Origin of the sequence: Streptomyces lydicus (genome assembly GCF_004125265.1) — a bacterium.
Lineage (GTDB): Bacteria > Actinomycetota > Actinomycetes > Streptomycetales > Streptomycetaceae > Streptomyces > Streptomyces lydicus_C.
The window spans coordinates 7,558,400-7,578,103 of record NZ_RDTE01000003.1 but is presented as its reverse complement, the minus strand read 5'-3'; the positions used below and the strand labels follow the sequence as shown (position 1 = coordinate 7,578,103).

The window sequence follows — 19,704 nt, the reverse complement described above, 5'->3', positions numbered from 1 at the left end:
CGGGGAGAGCACTCACTTGCCCCAGATCTTGCGGTAGGCCTGGCGGTAGCCCTCGGAGTCCCACGACAGGGCGCCGCCGGTGTTGGCGGCGGTGGCGATGTGGGCGGGGGCGACGTACCCGCTGTCGGGGGCACCGGTGAAGGCGCGGTTGAACTCGTCGATGATCTGCCAGCCCTGTTCGGAGAGGGGTTCGGGCACGGTGGCGGCCTGGAACTCCTTGCCGTTGACGCGCTGGAAGGCCGACGGGTCGCCGTCGCCGGCGCCGATGCTGAAGGGGGCGCCGGCGCCGTCCTTGCCCGCGGCACGCAGGGCGGGGGCGGCGTGCTGGAAGTACAGGTCGTTGATGGCGGCGGAGTAGGTCCACTTGCGGCCGAAACGGGACAGCAGGGAGCGGACTTCCCCGATGGAGCGCCTGTTGACCTGGGGAATGGGCATGTTGGTGTAGCTCAGCAGCTCGGTGCCCGAGCAGGTGGCGAGTTCCTTCTTGATCAGGTCGGACTTGTGCTTGGCGAAGGGCACCGTGGCGTCGGTGAACAGGACGACGCCGGCGCGGCCGTGAGAGCGGGCGATGATCCAGTCGGCGCTGATCTTCGCGACGTCCTCGACCCGCGAGGTGATGTTGGTGAAGAGCTGCGGGTCCTTGCTGGGACCGGGGGTCGGGGCGGCGTGCCAGCCGATCAGCGGGATTCCCTCCGCATGAGCCTTCTTGACCTCCGCCGCGGCCGTCCCGGGGTCGAATCCGCTGATGACGATGCCGTCCGGCTTGAGGCTGAGGGCCTGTTTGAAGGCGGACCTGAGACCGCTGGGTGTGCCCTGGCCGTTGAGGGTGCGGGCGTGCCAACCGACGATCCCGGCGGCTTCCTGGACACCTTGGGCGACCCCGGTGACACCGGGGTTGGTCAGGGTCTGGGCGATGTAGACGACGGTCTTGTCGTGGGCGGCCCGGGGTCCTGTGGTGGGCCCCTTCCAGGGGGCGTTGACCGCCTCGGCCTTCTTGACGGCTTGCTTGGCCCTGGAGAGGGCGGCGGGGCAGCCGGGCTTGGCGGAGCTCCCGTGGGACGCGGTGGTGCCGCCGCCGGATTCGCAGCCGGCGGTGGCCATGACCAGGAGTGCGGCGGCTGTCACGACCGCCGTGCGGGTGAGCTGCACGGGTCTCCTCGCAGGGCAGGATGAGGATACGGGTTGGGGTGGGGGGAGACAGGTTACGGGTGGCGGTTGACCGGGAGGCAGCCGCCTTCGGAGGTACGGATGCGCCTCCGGAGCCAGGGCCGGGCCCGGACCGGAGCCAGGACCGCAGCCAGGGCCTGGCCCGGCCCGGGACCCCGGACCGGTGGGAAACGATCCGGTCACGTTCTTCTCCCCCTCCAGGCGTCGTTCCGTCGGCCGGCATGACACTCCACAAGGGGGTAACCGGCCAAATGTGACAAAGAGTTGAATTCCGCTTGGCCATTGGTGGTCATGTGTTGCCTGTGCGTGCACAAGCGGTAATGTTCGCGGCCGGTTGGGCATGTGGCGCAATCTTTTCGCTCCCCTGGGGCGAAAACTCGCAAGCGTCACGCTCCCCCGCTGTCGGCGGTCGGCAACAACACCACCTCGGTCACCGCTCAGAAGCACGTCGTAAGGAGGCCCGGGTGTCTGTGGACACAGTGGACCCGCCACACGAACGGGATCCGTCCCTGCGTTCACCGATGAGACCGCGGTTTCGCCGGCAGGCGGGCGACTTCCTGGACCGCTGGCCGTTCCGCCGGAAGCTCAACGTTCTGGTGATCGCGCCCGTCGCCGTCGTCGGCGTGCTGCTGGCCATCGGCGTCAGCACGCAGATGGACAAGGCCAGGGACGCCGGCCGGAGCGCCGAGCTCGTGCGCAACAGCGAGCAGGTCACCAAGCTGATCAACGACGTCCAGGCCGAACACCGGCAGGCGCTCCTGCTGTCCGTGGAACAGGAGTCGGCCCGGCCCGGCGCCACGCTGCCGTCCACCGCCGCCTACCGCCAGACGCAGCGTGCGACGGATGACCAGGTCACCGCCGTGCGTTCCGGGTTCGGAGCGGGCCTGCCGAAGGAGGAGGGGCGGGCTCTGGACTACATCCGGGGCCTTGCCGTGCTGCGCGACAAGGTCGAGCGGGGCTCGGTTCCGGCCGCCGGCATCGATCCCGCGTACGCCGCCGCGGTCGGCTACCTGATCGACGGGATCGGTCTCGACCGCTTCGTGGGCACCTCGTCGTCCTCGGTCACCTACCTCCTCGACACGGTGCTGCGCGCCGACGCCGCCCACGCGGCCTTCGAGAGCGGGGTGTTCTCCGCGCAGACCCGGGATGCCAATGCGCTCACCGAGTACACCCGCGCGGTCGGCGCGCACCAGCTCTACGAGGAGCAGACGGAGCGTTTCGGCAGGATCGCCGACCCGGAGCAGGTCCTGCGCCTGGGCGGGATCGAGCGGGATGCCGAGGAGAACGGCATCGAGGCCCAGTTCGCGGAGCTCCAGATCGATCCGGGCTCCCTGCAGGGCCAGACCCCGCATCAGCTGCGCCAGGCGATCGCCGCCGGAACCCGGCAGGCCGAGGCCCGCCTGAACATCACCCGCTCGCTGATCGACCAGATCGCCGCCCGGGCCGACGGTCTCTCCCGCAGTGCCCTGTACAACGCGCTGGCGATGCTCGGCCTCGCCCTGCTCGGCTTCGCCTCCTGGCTGGCCTTCTCCGTCCTGGTCCGGCGCTCGGTCGTACGTCCGCTGTCGGCCCTGACCGGCGCCGCACAGCAGGTGGTCGACGTGGCCGGCGAAGAGCTCGCCAAGGTCGAGGACGACGAGTCGGCGGAGCGCACCCCGCTGCGGCCGCGGCCGATCCCCGTCCCGGTCCACGACGAGATCGGCCACCTGGCCGAGGCGTTCAACCAGGTACAGGTCACCGCCGCGGCGCTGCTGGAGCGGCAGGTGCTCAGCCGCCGCAACGTCGCCGAGATGTTCGGCAACGTCGGACGCCGTGTCAGCAACCTCACCAGCCGCCAGCTCATGCTGATCGACGCCGTGGAACGGGAGGAGACCGACCCCGGCGTCCTGGAGCGGATGTACCGCATCGACCACATCGCCGTCCGTCTCCAGCGCAACGCGGACAGCCTGATGCTGCTCGCCGGGATCCGGGACCTGGAGATGGACGCCAGGCCGACCACCCTGGTCAACGTCATCCGGGCCGGGCTCGGTCAGATCGAGGGGTACCAGCGGGTGTCCCTGCGGTCCGAGACCGAGGCCACCGTCGCGCCCGACATCGTCGACGACCTGACGCTGATGCTCGCCGAACTGCTGGAGAACGCCGTCTCGTTCTCCCCGTCCGACACCCCCGTCGAGGTCGTCGTCCGGCCCGGCACCGATGTGACCTCGGACGGCGGTGCCCTGATCGAGGTCATCGACCACGGCCTCGGGATGAGCGCGGAACGCCTCGACGAGGAGAATTCCCGGCTGGTCCGCCGGGAACGGCTCGACCTCGTCCCGACCAAGGTCCTCGGCCTGTTCGTGGTCGGAAACCTCGCCCGGCGCTCGGGCATCCGGGTCACCCTGTGCCGTACGCCGGGCGGCGGGGTCACCGGCTCCGTCTGGCTCCCGTCCGCGCTGCTGCTGACCGAGAGCCCGGCCGCCACGGCATCCCCGGCTGCGGACGTGGCAGGGACCGCGGCCGTCGTCCCGTCCCGGACGGTGGCCGAGGACGTGGCCGGGACCGACACCGAGGCCGAGGACGCGGCCGGGACCGAGGATGTGGCCGAGGCCGCTTCAGAGCAGCCGGCAGCGCCCGAGCCGGCGTCCACCGGGCCCGCCCCCGGGGCCGGCTCTGGCCCCGACCGCGCGCCCGCACCGGCCTCCGCCGCCGCCCCCCTGCCGGTGCGGACGCCCGCCGCCCCGCCCGAACGGCGGCCCGCCGTCCCCGCGCCCCGAGGCGAGCTCCCCCGTCGCCTCCCGACCCGCCCGGACACGGAGCGGACCGCCCCCGCGGGCGAGCCGCGCCCGGCACCGTCCGGCCGGCCGCTGCGACGGCGGGTGCGGGGAGCGACGCTCGACATGACCGCCCCGGCGGCCGACCGCGGGGCACAGGCCGCGCGCCGCCCCGTCGACGCCGAGGCGGTCCGTTGTGAACTCGACGAGTTCGAGGCCGCCGTACGCAGGGCGGAGCAGGAGACCGGGCAAGAAACCGGGCAACAAGCAGACCGAGCGGCGGAGCACGAAGGTGCCGCTGCCCCGACGGATCCAGCGCCATCGCCACACCAGCAACCCCGGAAGGAGTCGGGCAGTGACGACGCCGACAGGTAAGACCAGTTCCGAGCAGGAGGAAGCCACTGATCTGACCGCCGCCGCGGCCGACTTCACCTGGCTGCTCGACCGGTTCGCCACCCAGACCGCCGGCGTCGTCGACGCCATCGCGGTGTCCTCCGACGGCCTGCTGATCGCCGTCTCCCAACTGCGCGAGCAGGCGGACTCCGAGCGGCTGGCCGCGATCGTCTCGGGCGTCACGAGTCTGGCCGCCGGTGCATCCGGCAACTACGGCCTCGGCGGCCTCAACAAGGTCATCATCGACTTGGAGGGCGGCCATGTACTGGTGTCGGCCATCGGCTGCGGTGCCGTCCTCGGCGTGGTGACGTCGAAGGAGGCGAAGCTGGGCAACATCGCCTACGAGATGACCCTCTTCGCCAACCGGGCCGGCAGCGCGCTCACCCCCCAACTGGTGCTGGAGCTCAAGAAGAACGCCGGCGCCACACCGGCCCGCTGACCCTTCCACTCCGCGAAGGCGGGATACGGGTGCCGAGAAGAGGATCATGATGGCGGACGGCGAACCGGGACCGGAGGAGGGCGGGGGTCGCCCCGGCTCATCGGGGTCCCCCCGCTCATGGGGGTCCCCCCGCTCGAGCGAAGCCGAGAGTGGGGGAAAAGCCGAGAGCGGGCGAGGAGCCGAGAGCGGAGGAGCACCCGAGTGCTCGGGGAAGGGCAGCGCCCCGGACCCGTCGGAGCCCGCCGGCCGCGCTCCCGCGATCCGGCCTTTCCTGCTGACCGCCGGCCGGGTGGCGGGGGGCGGCACCGGCCCCCCGCTCCCGGTCGAGACCCAGGTCGTGGCGACCTCGTCCGGCCTCCGCGTCCTGGGCTCGCTCGCCTTCGAACAACACGACATCGTCGCCGCCTGCCGACGGCCGCAGTCGGTGGCGGAACTGGCCGCCCGGCTGCACCTCCACCTCAATGTGGTCCGGGTACTGGCGGAGGACCTGTGCGCCGCCGGACATCTGGTGGTCCACGTCCCGGACGCCAGGACAGCCCAGGACATCTCCGTACTGCGAAGGGTTATCGATGGTCTCCGCACCGTCCCCGACTCACGGGACGCACTCCGTGACAGCGGTTGAACAGCCGCCGGTACCGGTCAAGCTGGTCATCGCCGGCGGCTTCGGCGTCGGCAAGACCACGGCCGTGGGCTCGATCTCCGAGATCCGGCCGCTGACCACGGAGGCCGCCATCACGGAGGTCGCTGCGGGCGTGGACGATCTCTCCCACACGCCCGGCAAGACCACCACCACGGTCGCCATGGACTTCGGCTGCATCACCATCGACCCGACGCTGAAGCTCTATCTGTTCGGCACACCGGGCCAGGACCGGTTCGGGTTCATGTGGGACGACGTGGTCGAGGGCGCGCTCGGCGGGCTGGTGATCGTGGACACCCGCCGTCTGGACGACTGTTACGCCGCGGTGGACTACTTCGAGCACAAGGACATCCCGTTCGCCGTCGCCGTCAACGCCTTCGACGGTGAGGTCCAGCACCACCTCGACGAGGTGCGGTGGGCGCTGGACGTCTCCGACCACGTACCGCTGATCGTCTTCGACGCACGCCACACGGGCTCGGTCCGGGATGCGCTGCTGGTCGTCCTCGAAGTCGCCCTCTCCCGCGCACAAAGCGCGGACGCGGGCTGACTCCCCGCCGCCTTCCTGGCTCTCCCGAGCTCTCCCGACCGAAGGGTTGGCTTCCGGTGTTGATCGCCCGGTAAGCGTTTGTTGATTGCTTTCGCCGACTCTGCGGCTGTCGGTAAACGGGGGCGAGGCAAGGAACATAAGTGCTGGATACACGTGTCACGGTCACGGTGCACGCCTCCGACCCGCTCGGTCGGGCCGGAGTCATCAGCCACTTGCAGCAGCAGCCCGGCGTCGAGCTCGTCCAGGACCAGGACGGCGCGGCGGCCGGGGAGCGGGTGGATACGAGAGAGGGCGGGAGAGCGCAGGAAGGGGGTGGGGAAGCGGCCGGGACCGTGGCGATCTCACTCATCGACCGGTTCGACGACGCTGCCGCGGCAGAGCTGAGACGGCTCGCGCGGGGTGGCGAACAGCACGTGGTGCTGATCGCCGGGGATCTGCGCGAGCCGGACCTGATGACGATCGTGGAGTATGGCGTGCGGGCCATCCTCTGGCGTCATCAGACCACCCCGCAGCGGCTGGTGCAGGCGGTGCAGAGTGCGGCGCGCGGCGAGGGCGACCTGCCGCCGGATCTGATCAGCAAGCTGCTCACCCAGGTGGGACAGCTGCGGCGGTCGACGGTGGCCTCCGCCTCTGCCACCTGGGCGCCGACGGTCGGGATGGCACCGCGCGAGGTCGATGTGCTGCGGCTGGTCGCGAACGGGCTGGACACCCGGCAGATCTCCGAGAAGCTCGCCTACTCCGAACGCACCGTCAAGAACGTCCTGCACGCCCTGATGACGCGCCTCCAACTGCACAACCGCGCCCACGCCGTCGCGTACGCGCTGCGGGAGGGATACATCTGAGGCGGCGGCAGAGATGGCAACGGGTGCACGCGTCGGAGGCGCCGGGCGCCCCGGAGGCATCGGACGCCCCTGAGCCCGCTGCGGCGCCGGGCGGCCGCAGCCGGTACTCCTCGGCGGTGTCGCCGGTGTTGGCCGGTCGGTGGGATGGCCGAACGGCACGGAAAGTTCCACGCGTCCGCCGCGGCACCGGGCAGGCGCGCGCACCACGACAAGAGAACGTCCGCTCCCGGCATAACCGGCAACGGACGTTCTCTTGTGCAGCTGTACAGCCCTACAGCGACCGGCTCAGAAATCACCTCTGCGCCGGTGCACCCACGCGCCTCTGCACGAACCCATGGGCTCAGTATCAGTAGCGGTAATGATCCGGCTTGAAGGGGCCGTCCACGTCGACGCCGACGTATTCGGCCTGCACCTTGGTGAGGACCGTGAGCTTGGCGCCGAGAGCGGGAAGGTGGAATCGTGCGACCTTCTCGTCAAGGTGCTTGGGCAGCGTGTAGACCTTGGTTTCGTACTCTTCGCCCTTGGTGTACAGCGCGATCTGCGCAAGCGTCTGGTTGGCGAACGAGCAGGACATCACGAAGCTCGGGTGGCCGGTCGCATTGCCCAGGTTGAGCAGCCGGCCCTCGCTCAGCACGAGGATCGACTTGCCGGTGGGGAACACCCACTCGTGCACCTGCGGCTTGATCTCGATCTTCTTGATGCCGGCCACCTTGGCGAGACCGGCCATGTCGATCTCGTTGTCGAAGTGCCCGACGTTTCCGATGATCGCGTTGTGCTTCATCTTGGCCATGCTGTCGGCCATGATGATGTCGCGGTTGCCCGTCGTGGTGATGAAGATGTCACCCGTGGAAATCACGTCGTCCAGCGTGACGACCTGCAGCCCGTCCATCGCGGCCTGCAGCGCGCAGATCGGGTCGGCCTCCGTGACGACCACACGCGCGCCCTGGCCGCGCAGCGAAGCGACGGCGCCCTTGCCGACGTCGCCGTAGCCGCAGACCACCGCGAGCTTGCCGGCGATCATCACGTCCGTGGCCCGGTTGATGCCGTCGACCAGGGAGTGCCGGATGCCGTACTTGTTGTCGAACTTGCTCTTGGTCACCGAGTCGTTGACGTTGATCCCGGTGAACAGCAGCTTGTCTTCCCGCGCCAGCTGGTACAGCCGGTTGACACCGTTGGTGGTCTCCTCGGTGACACCGACGATGCTCTTGGCCATCTCCCGGTACTTCGTCGGGTTGTCGGCCAGCGAACGGCGCAGGGTGTCGAGCAGGAGCCGGTGGTCCTCCGGGTCGTTCTCGTCGGCGGAGGGCACCACACCCGACGCCTCGTACTCGGCACCGAGGTGCACCAGCAGGGTGGCGTCACCGCCGTCGTCGACGATGGAGTGCGGCCCGGAGCCGTCCGGCCAGGTCATCACCCGCTCCATGCACCACCAGTACTCCTCCAGAGTCTCGCCCTTCCAGGCGAACACGGCGCTGCCCGCAGGCTCCTTCTCGGTGCCGTCCGGGCCGACCACCACCGCGGCGGCGGCCTGGTCCTGGGTGGAGAAGATGTTGCAGCTCGCCCAGCGGACATCGGCTCCGAGCGCGGTCAGCGTCTCGATGAGCACCGCTGTCTGGACGGTCATGTGCAGCGAGCCGGCGATCTTCTTGCCGGCCAGCGGCTGCTCAGGGCCGAACTCCCGGCGCAGCGCCATCAGTCCGGGCATCTCGTGCTCGGCGAGTTGGATCTCCTTGCGGCCGAGAGCCGCGAGGGAGAGATCGGCGACTTTGAAGTCGTTGACCGATCCGGCGCTGTCGACGGTCAAGCTAGCCGTCACGTCGTTCTCCTTGTCTCGTAACACGGGTGGTGTCCCATCAATTCATCTGTCTGACAAGCACGTTGCACCTGCGAGCATGGCATAGGGCGCCGCCCGAGGACACTACGAGACCGGCAGTTAAAGATGGCCGAATTGTGCGAGAAGTTCGGCCAGCGTGGCACCGTCGTTGATCTGGTCCCGGATGCTGCTTTCCTTGGCGAGAAGCTGCTGTGTCGCCGCTATCACCTCGTCGGTGAGCTGCGGCGGAACCACGCCCACACCGTTCTCCTCGGCCACCACGATGTCGCCGGGTTCGACGATCTCCCCGCCGATGCGGACCGGCACATTGACCTGCACGGGCCCGTCGGCGTCCGGCGGAGCCGCGGGAGGGCAGCGACGCGGCATGGTGGCCCGGTACCAGATCGGGAAGTCGAGGTCCCGCAGTTCGTCGACATCGCGGATGGCGCCGTCGACGACCGCACCGGCAATTCCGGCCATCTGCGCAAGGGTCGCCATCAGCCCGCCCCACATCGCCATCCGGGTGTTGCCGTGGCAGGCGAGCACGATGATGTCGCCGGGCTTCGCCGTCGGCAGCACCGGCAGAATGTCGACCAGGCCGTCCTCCGGCAGGTCGATCGTCAGCGCGGGGCCGATGGCGCGGTGTTCCCGTTTGACCGACAGCAGTCCGCCGATCGCGCCGATCCGCGGGCCGGCATCGGCGACCAGGCAGCTCGGGCTGTACTCGGGCAGCAGCAGCGCCCGCAGCGCATCGACCTTCTCCTGGGGCGGCCGGACGAGCTCATGGTGAACGGTCTGCACCTGTACGTCCCCTTCGTTCGGTGTCGGATGTCCCGCTGCCGTGGGCACTACGCCCCGCCCGCCCGGGTGAGCACGCTCGCCAGCTTGCGCACTCCCTCGGTGATCTTCTCGTCGGGAACCCGGCTGTACGCCAGCCTCAGCTGGTTCTGGCCGCGGCCGTCCGGGTAGAACGCCGCGCCGGGGACATAGGTGACCTTCTCGGCGAGTGCCTGCTTCTGGAGTGCCACGGTGTCCAGGTGCGCGGGCGCCGTGATCCAGCTGAAGAAGCCGCCCAGCGGACGGGTGAAGGTCATGTTCTCGGGGAGATGCGTGCGCAGCGCGTCCACCATGATGTCGCGCCGTTCACGGTAGAACTTCCGCGAGAAGGCGATGCCCTGGTCGAACCTGCCCGAGCGCCCGTAGTCCTCCAGCAGCAACTGCCCCAGTGCCCCGGTGCACTGGTCCGTGTTCTGTTTGGCGCGCAGCAGCTGGCCGACGAGCTCGGCCGGCGCGGCCACCCAGCCCATCCGGATGCCGGGGGCAAAGGTCTTCGCGAAGGTGCCCACCTGGGCCACCACATCGGGCCCCAGGGCCCACAGGCTGGGCCGCCGCTCCCCGTCGAACCCCAGCTCCCGGTAGGCGACGTCCTCGACGATCAGGATGCCGTGCCGCCGCGCCAGCGCGACCAGGGCATGCCTGCGCTCGACCGACATGCTCAGACCGCTCGGGTTCTGGAAGTCCGGAATGACATACACGAGCTTCGGGACCGGACCGGACGAGGTGGCCAGCAACCGCTCCAGCGCGGAAACGTCGAGGCCGTCGTCGTCGACCGGCACCGCCTCCACCTGTGTCATGGTCCGCTGGAATCCGACGAGCGCACCGAAGAACGTCGGCCCTTCCACGATGACGCGGTCACCCGGGTCGAGCACGCACCGGCTGATGAGCCCGATGCCTTCCATGCCGCCGCTGGTGATGCAGAGTTCGTTCTCCGCCGGGCGGACGCCCTCCTGCGCACCGAGCCAGCCGGAGAACCAGTCCCGCAGACCGGGAAGTCCCGCGGTGGGGCTGTACTGCAGCGCGACGGACTGTTCCAGCACCCGCGGGAAGCTCTCCGCGATCGCCTGGGTGGGGAACGTCTCCGGGTGCGGGAAGCCGCCGGAGAGAGTGATCGCGTCCGTGGCGCCGGACTGGTTGAGGATGGCGGTGATCTGGTCACCCGTGTCCCCCGCCACATGCCGGGCGAACAGCTGGTCCCACGGGCGGACACCAAGGTCAACGGACATGAACGGGCCTTTCTGTCTGCTCCTCGGCGAGAAGGTCCCCGGCGCCGCGCAGCGCCGGTATCTCGTCGCGAGGGGGGATGTCGAGCGTGTGCAGCTGCTTGCGGAAATGCACCAGAGGCGGCCCCGAACCGCACCAGAGCCCTTCGACCTCTCCGATGAACAGGGTGTGATCGCCCGCGCGGTGGGACTGCCGGACCCTGCAGGACAGGTGCACCAGGGCGCCGGCCAGCAGGGGAAGGCCGTCACGCCACACGAAGCGGACCAGTTCGGGCCGCTGCGTACCGCCCGCGAAGTGCTTCGACAACGGCTCCTGCGCCTCGCTCAGAATGGAAATCCCGTAGCGGCCGGTCCCGGCGATCCGCCGGTGCGTGGCGGTCGCGGCGGCGACCGAGATGAGCACGAGCGGCGGTTCCAGGGAGACCGAGGTGAAGGCGTTCGCGGTCATACCGTGTGCGTGCAGATCGCCCTGCTCGCCCGTCACGGTGGTGACCACGGTGACTCCGCTGGCGAATTGGCCGAGTGCCTGGCGCAATCGCGCCGGGCTCGCGTCGTCGCGGGGGTCGGTGTCGGCGGCACCGTTGCTGTCCATCACGGGAACTCCTTGCTTGCCGGGGCCGGCGCCGGCGGCGCGGTCGCGCGCCCGGGGCCGGCCGGGGGTCAGCGGCCGCGGACGAATGACAGCTCGTCCGGGTTGAACAGGTCCGGGCGCCGCCAGCCATCGACGTCGTACTCGTCCATGCACTGGTCCACGAAGCCCTTGAGCGCATCGGCGTCCCCGGACTCCTGATAGGCCCACAGGGTCTGGAACCGGACGGCCTCGTGGTCACCGCCGTAGTTGCGCTCGTAGAGCTCGTGGCGTCCGCCGAACTCGGTGCCGACGGCGTCCCAGAGCAGCTTCAGCAGCTTGACCCGGTCGATCGCCTCGACCCCCTTGGAGCCCCGGAGGTACTTGTCCAGGTAGGGGCGCACCTCGGGGTTCTTCCAGTCGCTCGCGTGCGAGTTGAGGTAGATCAGCCCGCTGCCCAGCGTCTGCTGCAGGATCTCCTTGATACGCGGGTAGCCGATGCCCATGAAGGTCCGGTACGCCATGCCGTAGCGCACGTTCGGCTGGACGGCACCGCCCACCCAGGGGACCGGCGACTTGGCCATCGCGTCGGACAGGCCCCAGAAGAGATCACGCCAGTTCAGGATCTCACCGATCTGCGCCTGCACCCCGCGGAAGCCGGAGGTGCCGGTCATCTCCACGGCCTTCATCGCGCAGCCGGCGATGAAGTCGAGCTTCACCGCGAGGCGGGTGCACCCGTGGAAGGTGAAGCGGTCGACGAACCCCGAGCCGTTCGCGAAGGAGTTCGCCGCCTCCGCGTCATACATGAACACGTTCTCCCAGGGGATGAGAACGCGGTCCATGACCATGATGGCGTCGTTCTCGTCCAGCCTGCTGGACAGCGGGAAGTCGAACGGGCTCCCCATGACCGTGGCCATCATTTCGTAGGAGGCACGGCAGAACAGCTTCAGCCCCGGTGCGTCCATCGGCACCGTGAACACCACGCCGAACCGCTTGTCGCGCACCGGAAGGCCGTAGTGGGCGACGAAGTTGTGGTGGGTCAGCGCGGAACCGGTGGCGACCACCTTGGCGCCGGAGACGATGAGGCCTGCGTCGGTCTCCTCCTCCACGTGGACACAGACGTCCGCCGTCTCGTCGGCGGGCCGGTCCCGGTCGATCGGCGGGTGCACCAGCGCATGGCTGAAGTACAGCACCCGTTCCTGGGCCTGCTTGTACCAGCGCAGCGCGTTGTCCTTGAACGGCCCGTAGAAGTCCGAGTGGGCTCCCAGGGTGCCGAGGAAGGAGGCCTTGTAGTCCGGCGTACGGCCCATCCACCCGTAGACCATCCGCTGCCATGCGACGATCGCGTCACGGGAGGCGACCAGGTCGTCCGCGGAGCGCGCGGTCTTGAAGAAGGGGTGGGTGAATCCGCCGTTCCCGGTCTCGGTCGGTACCCGGAGCACTCCTTCGGCCTCCGGCGCGTGCAGTGCGTCGTAGAGCCTGGCGATGGAGCGTGCGCTGTTGCGGAATCCGGGGTGGGTGGTGACGTCCTCGACGCGCTCGCCGTAGATGTAGATCTCCCGGCCGTCGCGCAGCGAGTCCAGGTACTCGTCGCCCGTCATGGGGCGGACGTCGTTACGCGCGCCGGCCAGTTCCGGCAGCGGGACCGTTGAGGTCATGGCATTCCTCCAGGCGAGTGGTCAGGTGTTCTGCAGTACGTCGGCCCCGCACAGGGAGGACGTTCTTCTCCCGACGTCCGCGTGGATGGCGTCGGCGATGTCGTAGGCACGGTCGACGATCGAGGGAAGACCGAAGGTGAAGAACAGGCTGCCCGAGGCGAGGTCACCGAGGGCGTACAGCCGGGGGTCGGCCGTGCCGTCCACCACGAGCCGGCTGGTGGGCCGGTCCACCGTCACCCCGCCGCGCGGATGGCGCTGGGCAAGGCCGGCCGCGGTCAGCGAGGCGATCAGGTGCTCGGCCTTGGGCGGCAGGCTGCCGGAGGACGGGCTCACCGCGTTGACCAGGCGGTCGGCGCGGTAGGCCGGCTGCTCCTCGTCGGTGTGCAGCATGAAGGCTCCGCCGCCCGACGGCTCGATGTGCCGGATACCGGAGACGATCTCCAGCTGCCCGGCATCGATCAGGTCCAGGACCCTGGCCGCCGCGGTCGGCGGCATGGGGCAGCACAGACTCATCACCGAGCGGTAGTGCGTGCGCAGCAGCTCGGTCTTCTCGTGCTCGGGCAGGAGCGGCCAGATGTCAGGACCGGTGGCCGGCACCGCCTGCTGGAGGATGCGCAACCCGCGGCGCGGGGAGTGCACTTCGGCCAGGTGGCGGCGCAGGCGCCGTACCGGGTCCTCTTCGGTGAGGGCGGCTATCTCCTCGGCCACCGAGTCGAAGTCCTCGCCGGCCGCGCTGAACTCCGCACGCATCACGGCGACCAGCTCGTCGGCCGTCAGCGTCTCGCCCCGTGCCGCCGTGCCACGGAACCTCTCGGCCGTGAAGTGCTGCAGGGTGTGCGGGAGCGGGCTTTGGCGTACCAGGGGAAGCACCCCGCTGCGGGAGAGCAGCAGGATGCGGCCGCGGTGGCCGCCGCCGGCGAGCGAGAGGACCACGTCGATGCCCGTCAGGCCGCTGCCGATCACGCCGACGGTGTCCTCGGGGCCGATGTCCGTGAGGGAGCGCGACAGCGGGTAGGGGTCGGCGATGAAGCCTTCGGTGCCGGTCAGCGCGTACGGGTCGCCGGGCTGCCCGCGACCCACGCACAGCACGGTGTAGTCGACCACGGCCTGCCGGCCGCTCCGCGTGCGCAGGGCCACTCTCCCGTCGGCGGGAGCCGCGGCCGACACCGCCTCCCGGACGATGTCGATGCGCCACCCCTGCTCGCGGAGCTGCGCCAACGCCGCCTGTGCCGCGTCCTCCAGATACCGGCCGTACAGCGCGCGAGGTACAAAGCGCATCCGGTTCAGCGGGTCCACGAAGTCCGTACCGGAGCCGGTGGTGGCATCCAGGTCGGCGAGCCATCGCGGGAAGTGGCCGCTGTCGCCGAAGCGTACGGACATTCCGTCGGGTGCGATGTTCACCCGGACCGTCTCCAGATCCGGCTGGTACGGCCGGCCGCGCCATAAGTGTGGGGACGGCTCGAAGACCGTGATGCCGCCCGGTGGTGTGTGGGTCTGAGCGAGCGCGTCGAGCAGGCAGACTGCGGATGCCCCGCCCCCGACTACGCCTATCTCGACGCTACGGCTCATGGCACTCGAGTCCATGATTGACATGTCCCCCTAAAGCTTGAGAGCACAGTCCGACAGCCTGCGTGGACAGCGTGATCTGACCGGTAATAGGGAAGAGAATTTCTGCGCCGGGGCGGACGGCAAGGCAATCCACGCCCGCTCCGGCCGAACAGATTCGAGGGGTTACTGCATGCGATGGAGGCATGCACGGGAAACCGGATCGCTGCAATCGAGCAGCATCAACCCCCGTCGATACCAGTGCTCATGAAGTTACCTGTGAGCAAGGGGGCAGTCAACAAGATTCTTTCCACAGGATCCGGTTTGAGCCAGCCCTATGGCCGATTACGGAAGCGGAACTCCCTCACTCAATTACCGGAGACCCGCAGAGCACTAAGGGTAGTCGACCGGTTACCGAAGAGGATCTTGACTCTCCCGGTTCTCGCCGTGGAGGATGTAGCGGCACTTGCAAGAAGGCGTTTTCTGAAAATCCTTCATGAGGTTGCGGGGTGGGGAGCCTATCCGTCGAACGCCGTGAATGAATCCGGCTCGACGAGCAACCGTGACAAGCAACTCACTCATCACTTACGCCCACCGCCGCGCTGCCTCCTTTCAGCACGGCGGTCGGAGCGTGATGTTTTTCGCTGCGCTGAGGAGGGCAATCTCCAGTGTCATTAGGTGCCGGGGCAGGAGCGGTGACAGAGATTCGTGACATCTGCCACCTGATCGGCGGTCAGGCCGTCGCATCCGCAGACGGAAAGACGTTTGAAACCAGAGACCCGCACGACAATTCGGTGATAGGCACTGTGGCCAGAGGGGCCGCAGTGGATGGTGAGCGTGCGGTCGCGGCGGCACGGAAGGCATTCGACGAGGGCCCGTGGCCCGGAATGACTCCCACGGAACGCCGTAAGATTCTCCACGACGTGGCCGACGCCGTGGACGCGCATCGTGAAGAGCTGGCGATGCTGGAGACCGTGGACAGCGGCAAGATCATCAGGCAGGCGCTGCACGGGGAGATGCCCCGGGTCGCCCAGAATTTACGGTTCTTCGCTGATTACGCGGCGATGGCGACCGATGAGGCGTATCCCAACGGCCCGGTACTCGGCTACTCCCTGCGTCCGCCGGCGGGCGTCGTCTCGGCGATCAGTCCGTGGAATGCGCCGCTCATGCTCGCCACCTGGAAGGCCGCGCCCGCGCTCGCCTTCGGCAACACCGTGGTGCTCAAGCCCGCCCCGCAGACCCCGCTGACGGCGGCCCGGTTCGGCGAACTGGCCACCGCCGCGGGGCTGCCGGAGGGCGTGCTCAACATCGTGCACGGCTTCGGCGCCGATGAGGTGGCCGGCCCGCTGACCGGCGATCCGCGCGTGGACCGCATCACCTTCACGGGCTCCAGCGCCACCGGAGCCCGGATCATGGCCGCCGCGGCCCCCCAGCTGACCCCCGTCTCCGCCGAACTGGGCGGCAAGTCGGCGAACATCGTCTTCGACGACGCCGATCTGGACGTGGCGGTACCCGAGTCGATCAAGGCGATCTTCGGCGGCAACGGCCAGGTGTGTTTCTCCGGGTCACGGCTGTTCGTACAGCGCGGGATTCTTCCGGCCTTCCTGGAGCGCTTCACCGCGGAGGCGGAAAAAATCGTCGTCGGTGACCCCAAGCGTCACGAGACATTCATGGGCCCGCTGATCGAGCAACGGCATCTCGACAAGGTGCAGGGCTATGTCGATCTGGCGCAAAAAGAAGGCGGCACGGTCCTCACCGGCGGATCACCCGTGACAACCGGCGAACTCTCCCGTGGCTTCTACTACACGCCGACGGTCATCACCGGGCTGACCAACGACACCCGTACGGCACAGGAAGAAATTTTCGGCCCGGTGGAGACGGTCATCCCGTTCGAAACCGAACAAGAAGCACTGCAGCTGGCTAATTCCAGCCCCTACGGACTGGCCGGCATTCTGTTCACCACCAACCTCGACCGTGCTCACCGGATGGCGGCCCACTGGAAAGCCGGCACGGTATGGGTGAACTGTTATTTCGAGCGCGATCTCCGTATGCCGTTCGGTGGCGAAGGCATCAGCGGGGTCGGTCGAGAAGGCGGGCCGCATTCGCGTGAATTCTTCACCGAACCTCGCGCCGTGGTCCTGCGCATTCGCTGACACCCGGGATTGCTGACACCCGGGATTGACGATCGCCTCCTGGAAAGAGTCGCCATGACATCAGATGCCTTGCAGGACATCGCCGCGGATCTGTACGGCGCCCACCGGAGCGGAAAGGCAGTTACCTCGGCCGTGCGCAACGGCTCCCTTTCCTCCCGGACCGATGCGTACGAAATCCAGTGGGCGCAGCTGCGGCAGCGGGTTTTGGACCATGACCCGCTGCGCGGATTCACAGCCGGCCTGGTGTCCGTGCCCGCACAGCGGAACATGGACACATCGGAACCGGTTCTGGGCCATCTCACCGGCAGCATGTTCCCTCCCGGCCACGAGCCCCTGGACGGCGGGAAGTTCCTGTGCCCCCGCATCGAGCCGGCACTGGCCTTCGTACTGGGTGAGCCGCTGCGCGGCCCCGGGGTCACCGTGGCCGACGCCCTCCGCGCGGTGGACCGTGTACTGCCCGCGCTGGAGATCACCGACTCCGGGTACGAGGACGGGCCGGCGTCCGTCCTCGACCTGATCGCCGACAACGCCGGCTGCCGGAGCGTCGTGCTGGGCACCCCGGCAGCCCTCTCGGACGTGGACCTGCGGTTGTCCGGCTGTGTGCTGCACCGCAACGGAGAGGTGGCCGCCACCGGCGCGGGCGGCATGGCGCTCGGCTCGCCCGTCAACGCCCTGGTGTGGGTGGCGAATGCCGTGTGCCGGGAGGACTTCGCCCTCGCCGCCGGCCATGTGGTGCTCGTCCCCTGCCTCGCCCCGGCCGTCGCCTTCGAGCCCGGCGACACCGTGACCGCGAGCATGGCCGGCGTGGGCACCGTGACCGCCGTGCGCGCACGCTGAGCCGCCCGCCCCACCCGCTGTCCGCCCTACCGTCCGTACCGAAGGAGGCGGCCTCATTCATGGCCGAGCCACTGGAAATCCGCTCCGGCGACGCCCGGCGCGCGGCCGAGGTCCTGCTCGACGCCGAGCGCTCGGTCACCGCTCGCGGGCCGATCACCGCGCACTGGCCGGATCTCGACCTGCCGGGCGCGTACACGGTGCAGCGCGAGGCGCTGCACCAGCGGCTGCAGCGAGGCGAGACGCTGATCGGCGTCAAGCTCGGCCTCACCTCGCGCGCCAAGCAGATCCGGATGGGGATCGACGCACCGTCCCTGGCCTGGCTGACCGACGCCATGGTGCTGCCGGCCGGCGTCCCCCTGCCCCGGCAGCGGCTGATCCACCCCCGGGCCGAACCGGAGATCGTCTTCGTGATGCGGGAGCGGCTGGCGGGCCCCGGCATCACCGCGGCGGTCGCCCTCGGTGCCGTGGACCGCGTCTACGGCGGCATCGAGATCATCGACAGCCGTTACCAGGACTTCAAGTTCACCCTGGCGGACGCGGTGGCGGACAACAGCTCCTCCGGGCTGTTCGTGCTCGGTCCCCTCGGGCGCTCCCCCGAGGGCATGGACCTCGCGCACGAAGCATGCCTGCTGGAGGTCGACGGCCAGGTGGTCGACTCCGCCACCGGCGCGGCGGTCCAGGGACACCCGGCGGAGGCGCTTGCCCTCGCCGCGAACACCCTCGGCGAGCAGGGACTGGCCATCGAGGCCGGCGCGATCGTCCTCACCGGCGGTATGACCGACGCGGTCCACGTCCGGCCCGGCGCGAGCGTCGCCGCACACTTCTCCACTCTCGGCACCATCACCGTCGCAGGAGGCTGAGTATGCCGTTCATCGACGTGACCCTGGGCTCCGGACGGTCACCGGAGCAGGTCCGCGCACTGATCCATGAACTCACGGAAGCGGCGCACCGCGCCGTGGGTGCCCCGCTGGCGAACATCCGGGTGGTCATCCGGGAGGTCGAGCCCGCGCACTGGGCGGCCGGCGACGTCACGACCGAGGAACGCAACGCCCGGAAGAAGGACGCCGGCTGAGTCCGCCGGTGCCGGCGGCCCCGTCAGCTGAAAGTTCCGCTCCCGCTGTCCGAGAAAGGCACCGAAGCATGAGCGAAGAGATGTACCGCCACGAGATCGCCCACTTGGCGCGGGTGGAATTACACACCCCGGACCCGGACGGCACGCTCTGGTTCTTCAAGGACCTGCTGGGCATGTACGAGACCAGGCGCGAGGGTCAGTCCGTCTACCTGCGGGGCTATGAGGACCCGTACCAGTGGAGCCTGAAGATCACCGAGGGTCCGGAGCCCCGGATGGACCACGCCGCGCTGCGGACCTCGTCACCCCAGGCGCTGGAACGCCGCGTCCGGTCGATGCGGGACGGGAACCAGGACGGCAAGTGGACCGAGGACGAGTTCGGTTACGGCAAGACCTACGAGTTCCTCACGCCCGACGGCCACCACATGTGCCTGCTGTGGGAGGCCGAGAAGTACAAGTCCCCGCCGGAGCTGCGGAGCAAGATCCTCAGCCGGCCGTCGAAGAAGCCGCTGCAGGGCCTGCCCATCAAGCGGATCGACCATCTCAACCTGCTGGCCAGCGACGTCACACCGGTCAAGCAGTCCTTCGAGCGCCACCTCGGTCTGCGGACCAATGAGCGGGTGGTCGACGGCAGCATCGAGACCGGTGTGTGGATGAGCAGCAGCCTCCTCAGCCATGACGTCGCCGTCATGCGGGACGCGCGGGGAGCCCGCGGGCGGCTGCACCACGTCGCCTTCTACTACGGGGTGCAGCAGCACACCATCGACGCGGCCGAGATGTTCCGGGACTACGACATCACCATCGAGGCGGGCCCGGACCGGCACGGCATCACCCAGAGCTCCTTCCTGTACGTCTTCGAGCCGGGCGGCAACCGGATCGAGCTGTTCGGCGACCCGGGGATCCTGATCCTCGAACCGGACTTCGAGACCCGTACCTGGACGATGGATCAGATCGACACGGGGACCGCGATCGGCGGCACCAACCTGCCGCAGGAGACCTACTTCACCTACGGCACCCCGCCCGTCGGCCCGGATCCGGACTCGGACTCGGCTCCGGACTCGGTTACGGACTCTCCCCTGCGCTGACGCCCTGCCACACGGCGCCGCCCCGGTGCCAGGCCCACGGTAAGCCTGGCCCGGGGCGGCGCCGCCGTGCCTTCCGGGGGATGCCACGGAGCGGTCTCGCAGGTGCCCACAAGAGCGTGAGTCATACGGACCGAGCAC

The 19,704-nt window shown here is 69.2% G+C and carries 17 protein-coding genes; 10 read left to right on the top strand and 7 right to left on the bottom strand.

The window, feature by feature from the left end:
* Nucleotides 1-12: 12 nt before the first annotated feature.
* On the bottom strand, nucleotides 13-1,149 hold the full coding sequence (locus tag D9V36_RS35925; RefSeq protein WP_129297442.1) for a substrate-binding domain-containing protein: 1,137 nt from the start codon (nucleotides 1,147-1,149) through the stop codon (nucleotides 13-15).
* Between the two features lie 539 nt (nucleotides 1,150-1,688).
* On the opposite strand from D9V36_RS35925, the gene D9V36_RS35920 reads away from it, so the two are divergent.
* The 5 genes from D9V36_RS35920 to D9V36_RS35900 all read left to right on the top strand — a co-directional run bounded on the left by D9V36_RS35920 (nucleotide 1,689) and on the right by D9V36_RS35900 (nucleotide 6,778).
* Nucleotides 1,689-4,295 carry an ATP-binding protein gene (locus tag D9V36_RS35920; protein ID WP_164993095.1) on the top strand — a complete coding sequence of 869 codons (2,607 nt, stop codon included), beginning with the start codon at nucleotides 1,689-1,691 and terminating at the stop codon, nucleotides 4,293-4,295.
* Entirely contained in the window at nucleotides 4,276-4,752 is a 477-nt protein-coding gene (locus D9V36_RS35915) for a roadblock/LC7 domain-containing protein (RefSeq protein ID WP_088796654.1), read from the top strand. Before D9V36_RS35920 ends, D9V36_RS35915 begins: the two co-directional genes overlap by 20 nt.
* Before the next feature lie 259 nt (nucleotides 4,753-5,011).
* Nucleotides 5,012-5,374 carry a DUF742 domain-containing protein gene (locus D9V36_RS35910; RefSeq protein WP_129298914.1) on the top strand — a complete coding sequence of 121 codons (363 nt, stop codon included), beginning with the start codon at nucleotides 5,012-5,014 and terminating at the stop codon, nucleotides 5,372-5,374.
* Complete coding sequence (locus D9V36_RS35905; protein WP_129297441.1) at nucleotides 5,322-5,936, top strand: GTP-binding protein; 615 nt, start codon at nucleotides 5,322-5,324, stop codon at nucleotides 5,934-5,936. The genes D9V36_RS35910 and D9V36_RS35905 overlap by 53 nt, the downstream gene beginning before the upstream one ends.
* A 140-nt stretch (nucleotides 5,937-6,076) precedes the next feature.
* Nucleotides 6,077-6,778, top strand: coding sequence for a response regulator transcription factor (locus D9V36_RS35900; RefSeq protein ID WP_129297440.1), 702 nt, complete (start codon nucleotides 6,077-6,079; stop codon nucleotides 6,776-6,778).
* 346 nt (nucleotides 6,779-7,124) lie between these two features.
* Here D9V36_RS35900 and ahcY read toward each other — a convergent pair whose 3' ends face one another.
* The 6 genes from ahcY to D9V36_RS35870 all read right to left on the bottom strand — a co-directional run bounded on the left by ahcY (nucleotide 7,125) and on the right by D9V36_RS35870 (nucleotide 14,446).
* Nucleotides 7,125-8,594, bottom strand: coding sequence for an adenosylhomocysteinase (ahcY, locus tag D9V36_RS35895; protein WP_241721169.1), 1,470 nt, complete (start codon nucleotides 8,592-8,594; stop codon nucleotides 7,125-7,127).
* A gap of 117 nt (nucleotides 8,595-8,711) precedes the next feature.
* Nucleotides 8,712-9,392: an RraA family protein gene (locus tag D9V36_RS35890; protein WP_129297439.1), complete on the bottom strand. Its 681-nt coding sequence runs from the start codon at nucleotides 9,390-9,392 to the stop codon at nucleotides 8,712-8,714.
* A 47-nt stretch (nucleotides 9,393-9,439) separates the two neighbouring features.
* A complete protein-coding gene (locus D9V36_RS35885; protein WP_129297438.1) occupies nucleotides 9,440-10,654 on the bottom strand; it encodes a PLP-dependent aminotransferase family protein in 1,215 nt (404 codons plus the stop codon).
* On the bottom strand, nucleotides 10,644-11,243 hold the full coding sequence (locus tag D9V36_RS35880; protein WP_129297437.1) for a flavin reductase family protein: 600 nt from the start codon (nucleotides 11,241-11,243) through the stop codon (nucleotides 10,644-10,646). Before D9V36_RS35880 ends, D9V36_RS35885 begins: the two co-directional genes overlap by 11 nt.
* 68 nt (nucleotides 11,244-11,311) lie before the next feature.
* Nucleotides 11,312-12,877 carry a 4-hydroxyphenylacetate 3-hydroxylase family protein gene (locus D9V36_RS35875; RefSeq protein WP_129297436.1) on the bottom strand — a complete coding sequence of 522 codons (1,566 nt, stop codon included), beginning with the start codon at nucleotides 12,875-12,877 and terminating at the stop codon, nucleotides 11,312-11,314.
* Nucleotides 12,878-12,898: 21 nt separating this feature from the next.
* On the bottom strand, nucleotides 12,899-14,446 hold the full coding sequence (locus D9V36_RS35870) for an FAD/NAD(P)-binding protein (RefSeq protein WP_164993094.1): 1,548 nt from the start codon (nucleotides 14,444-14,446) through the stop codon (nucleotides 12,899-12,901).
* Between the two features lie 644 nt (nucleotides 14,447-15,090).
* Between D9V36_RS35870 and D9V36_RS35865 the strand changes: the two genes are divergently transcribed.
* The 5 genes from D9V36_RS35865 to D9V36_RS35850 all read left to right on the top strand — a co-directional run bounded on the left by D9V36_RS35865 (nucleotide 15,091) and on the right by D9V36_RS35850 (nucleotide 19,566).
* On the top strand, nucleotides 15,091-16,575 hold the full coding sequence (locus D9V36_RS35865; protein WP_129297434.1) for an aldehyde dehydrogenase: 1,485 nt from the start codon (nucleotides 15,091-15,093) through the stop codon (nucleotides 16,573-16,575).
* 54 nt (nucleotides 16,576-16,629) lie between these two features.
* On the top strand, nucleotides 16,630-17,412 hold the full coding sequence (locus D9V36_RS35860) for a 2-keto-4-pentenoate hydratase (RefSeq protein WP_129297433.1): 783 nt from the start codon (nucleotides 16,630-16,632) through the stop codon (nucleotides 17,410-17,412).
* A 59-nt stretch (nucleotides 17,413-17,471) separates the two neighbouring features.
* Nucleotides 17,472-18,272, top strand: coding sequence for a 2-keto-4-pentenoate hydratase (locus D9V36_RS42355; RefSeq protein ID WP_241721168.1), 801 nt, complete (start codon nucleotides 17,472-17,474; stop codon nucleotides 18,270-18,272).
* Nucleotides 18,273-18,274: 2 nt separating this feature from the next.
* On the top strand, nucleotides 18,275-18,484 hold the full coding sequence (locus D9V36_RS42350; protein WP_241721167.1) for a 2-hydroxymuconate tautomerase: 210 nt from the start codon (nucleotides 18,275-18,277) through the stop codon (nucleotides 18,482-18,484).
* 68 nt (nucleotides 18,485-18,552) lie between these two features.
* Nucleotides 18,553-19,566, top strand: coding sequence for a VOC family protein (locus D9V36_RS35850; protein WP_129297431.1), 1,014 nt, complete (start codon nucleotides 18,553-18,555; stop codon nucleotides 19,564-19,566).
* The last annotated feature ends 138 nt before the right edge of the window (nucleotides 19,567-19,704 follow it).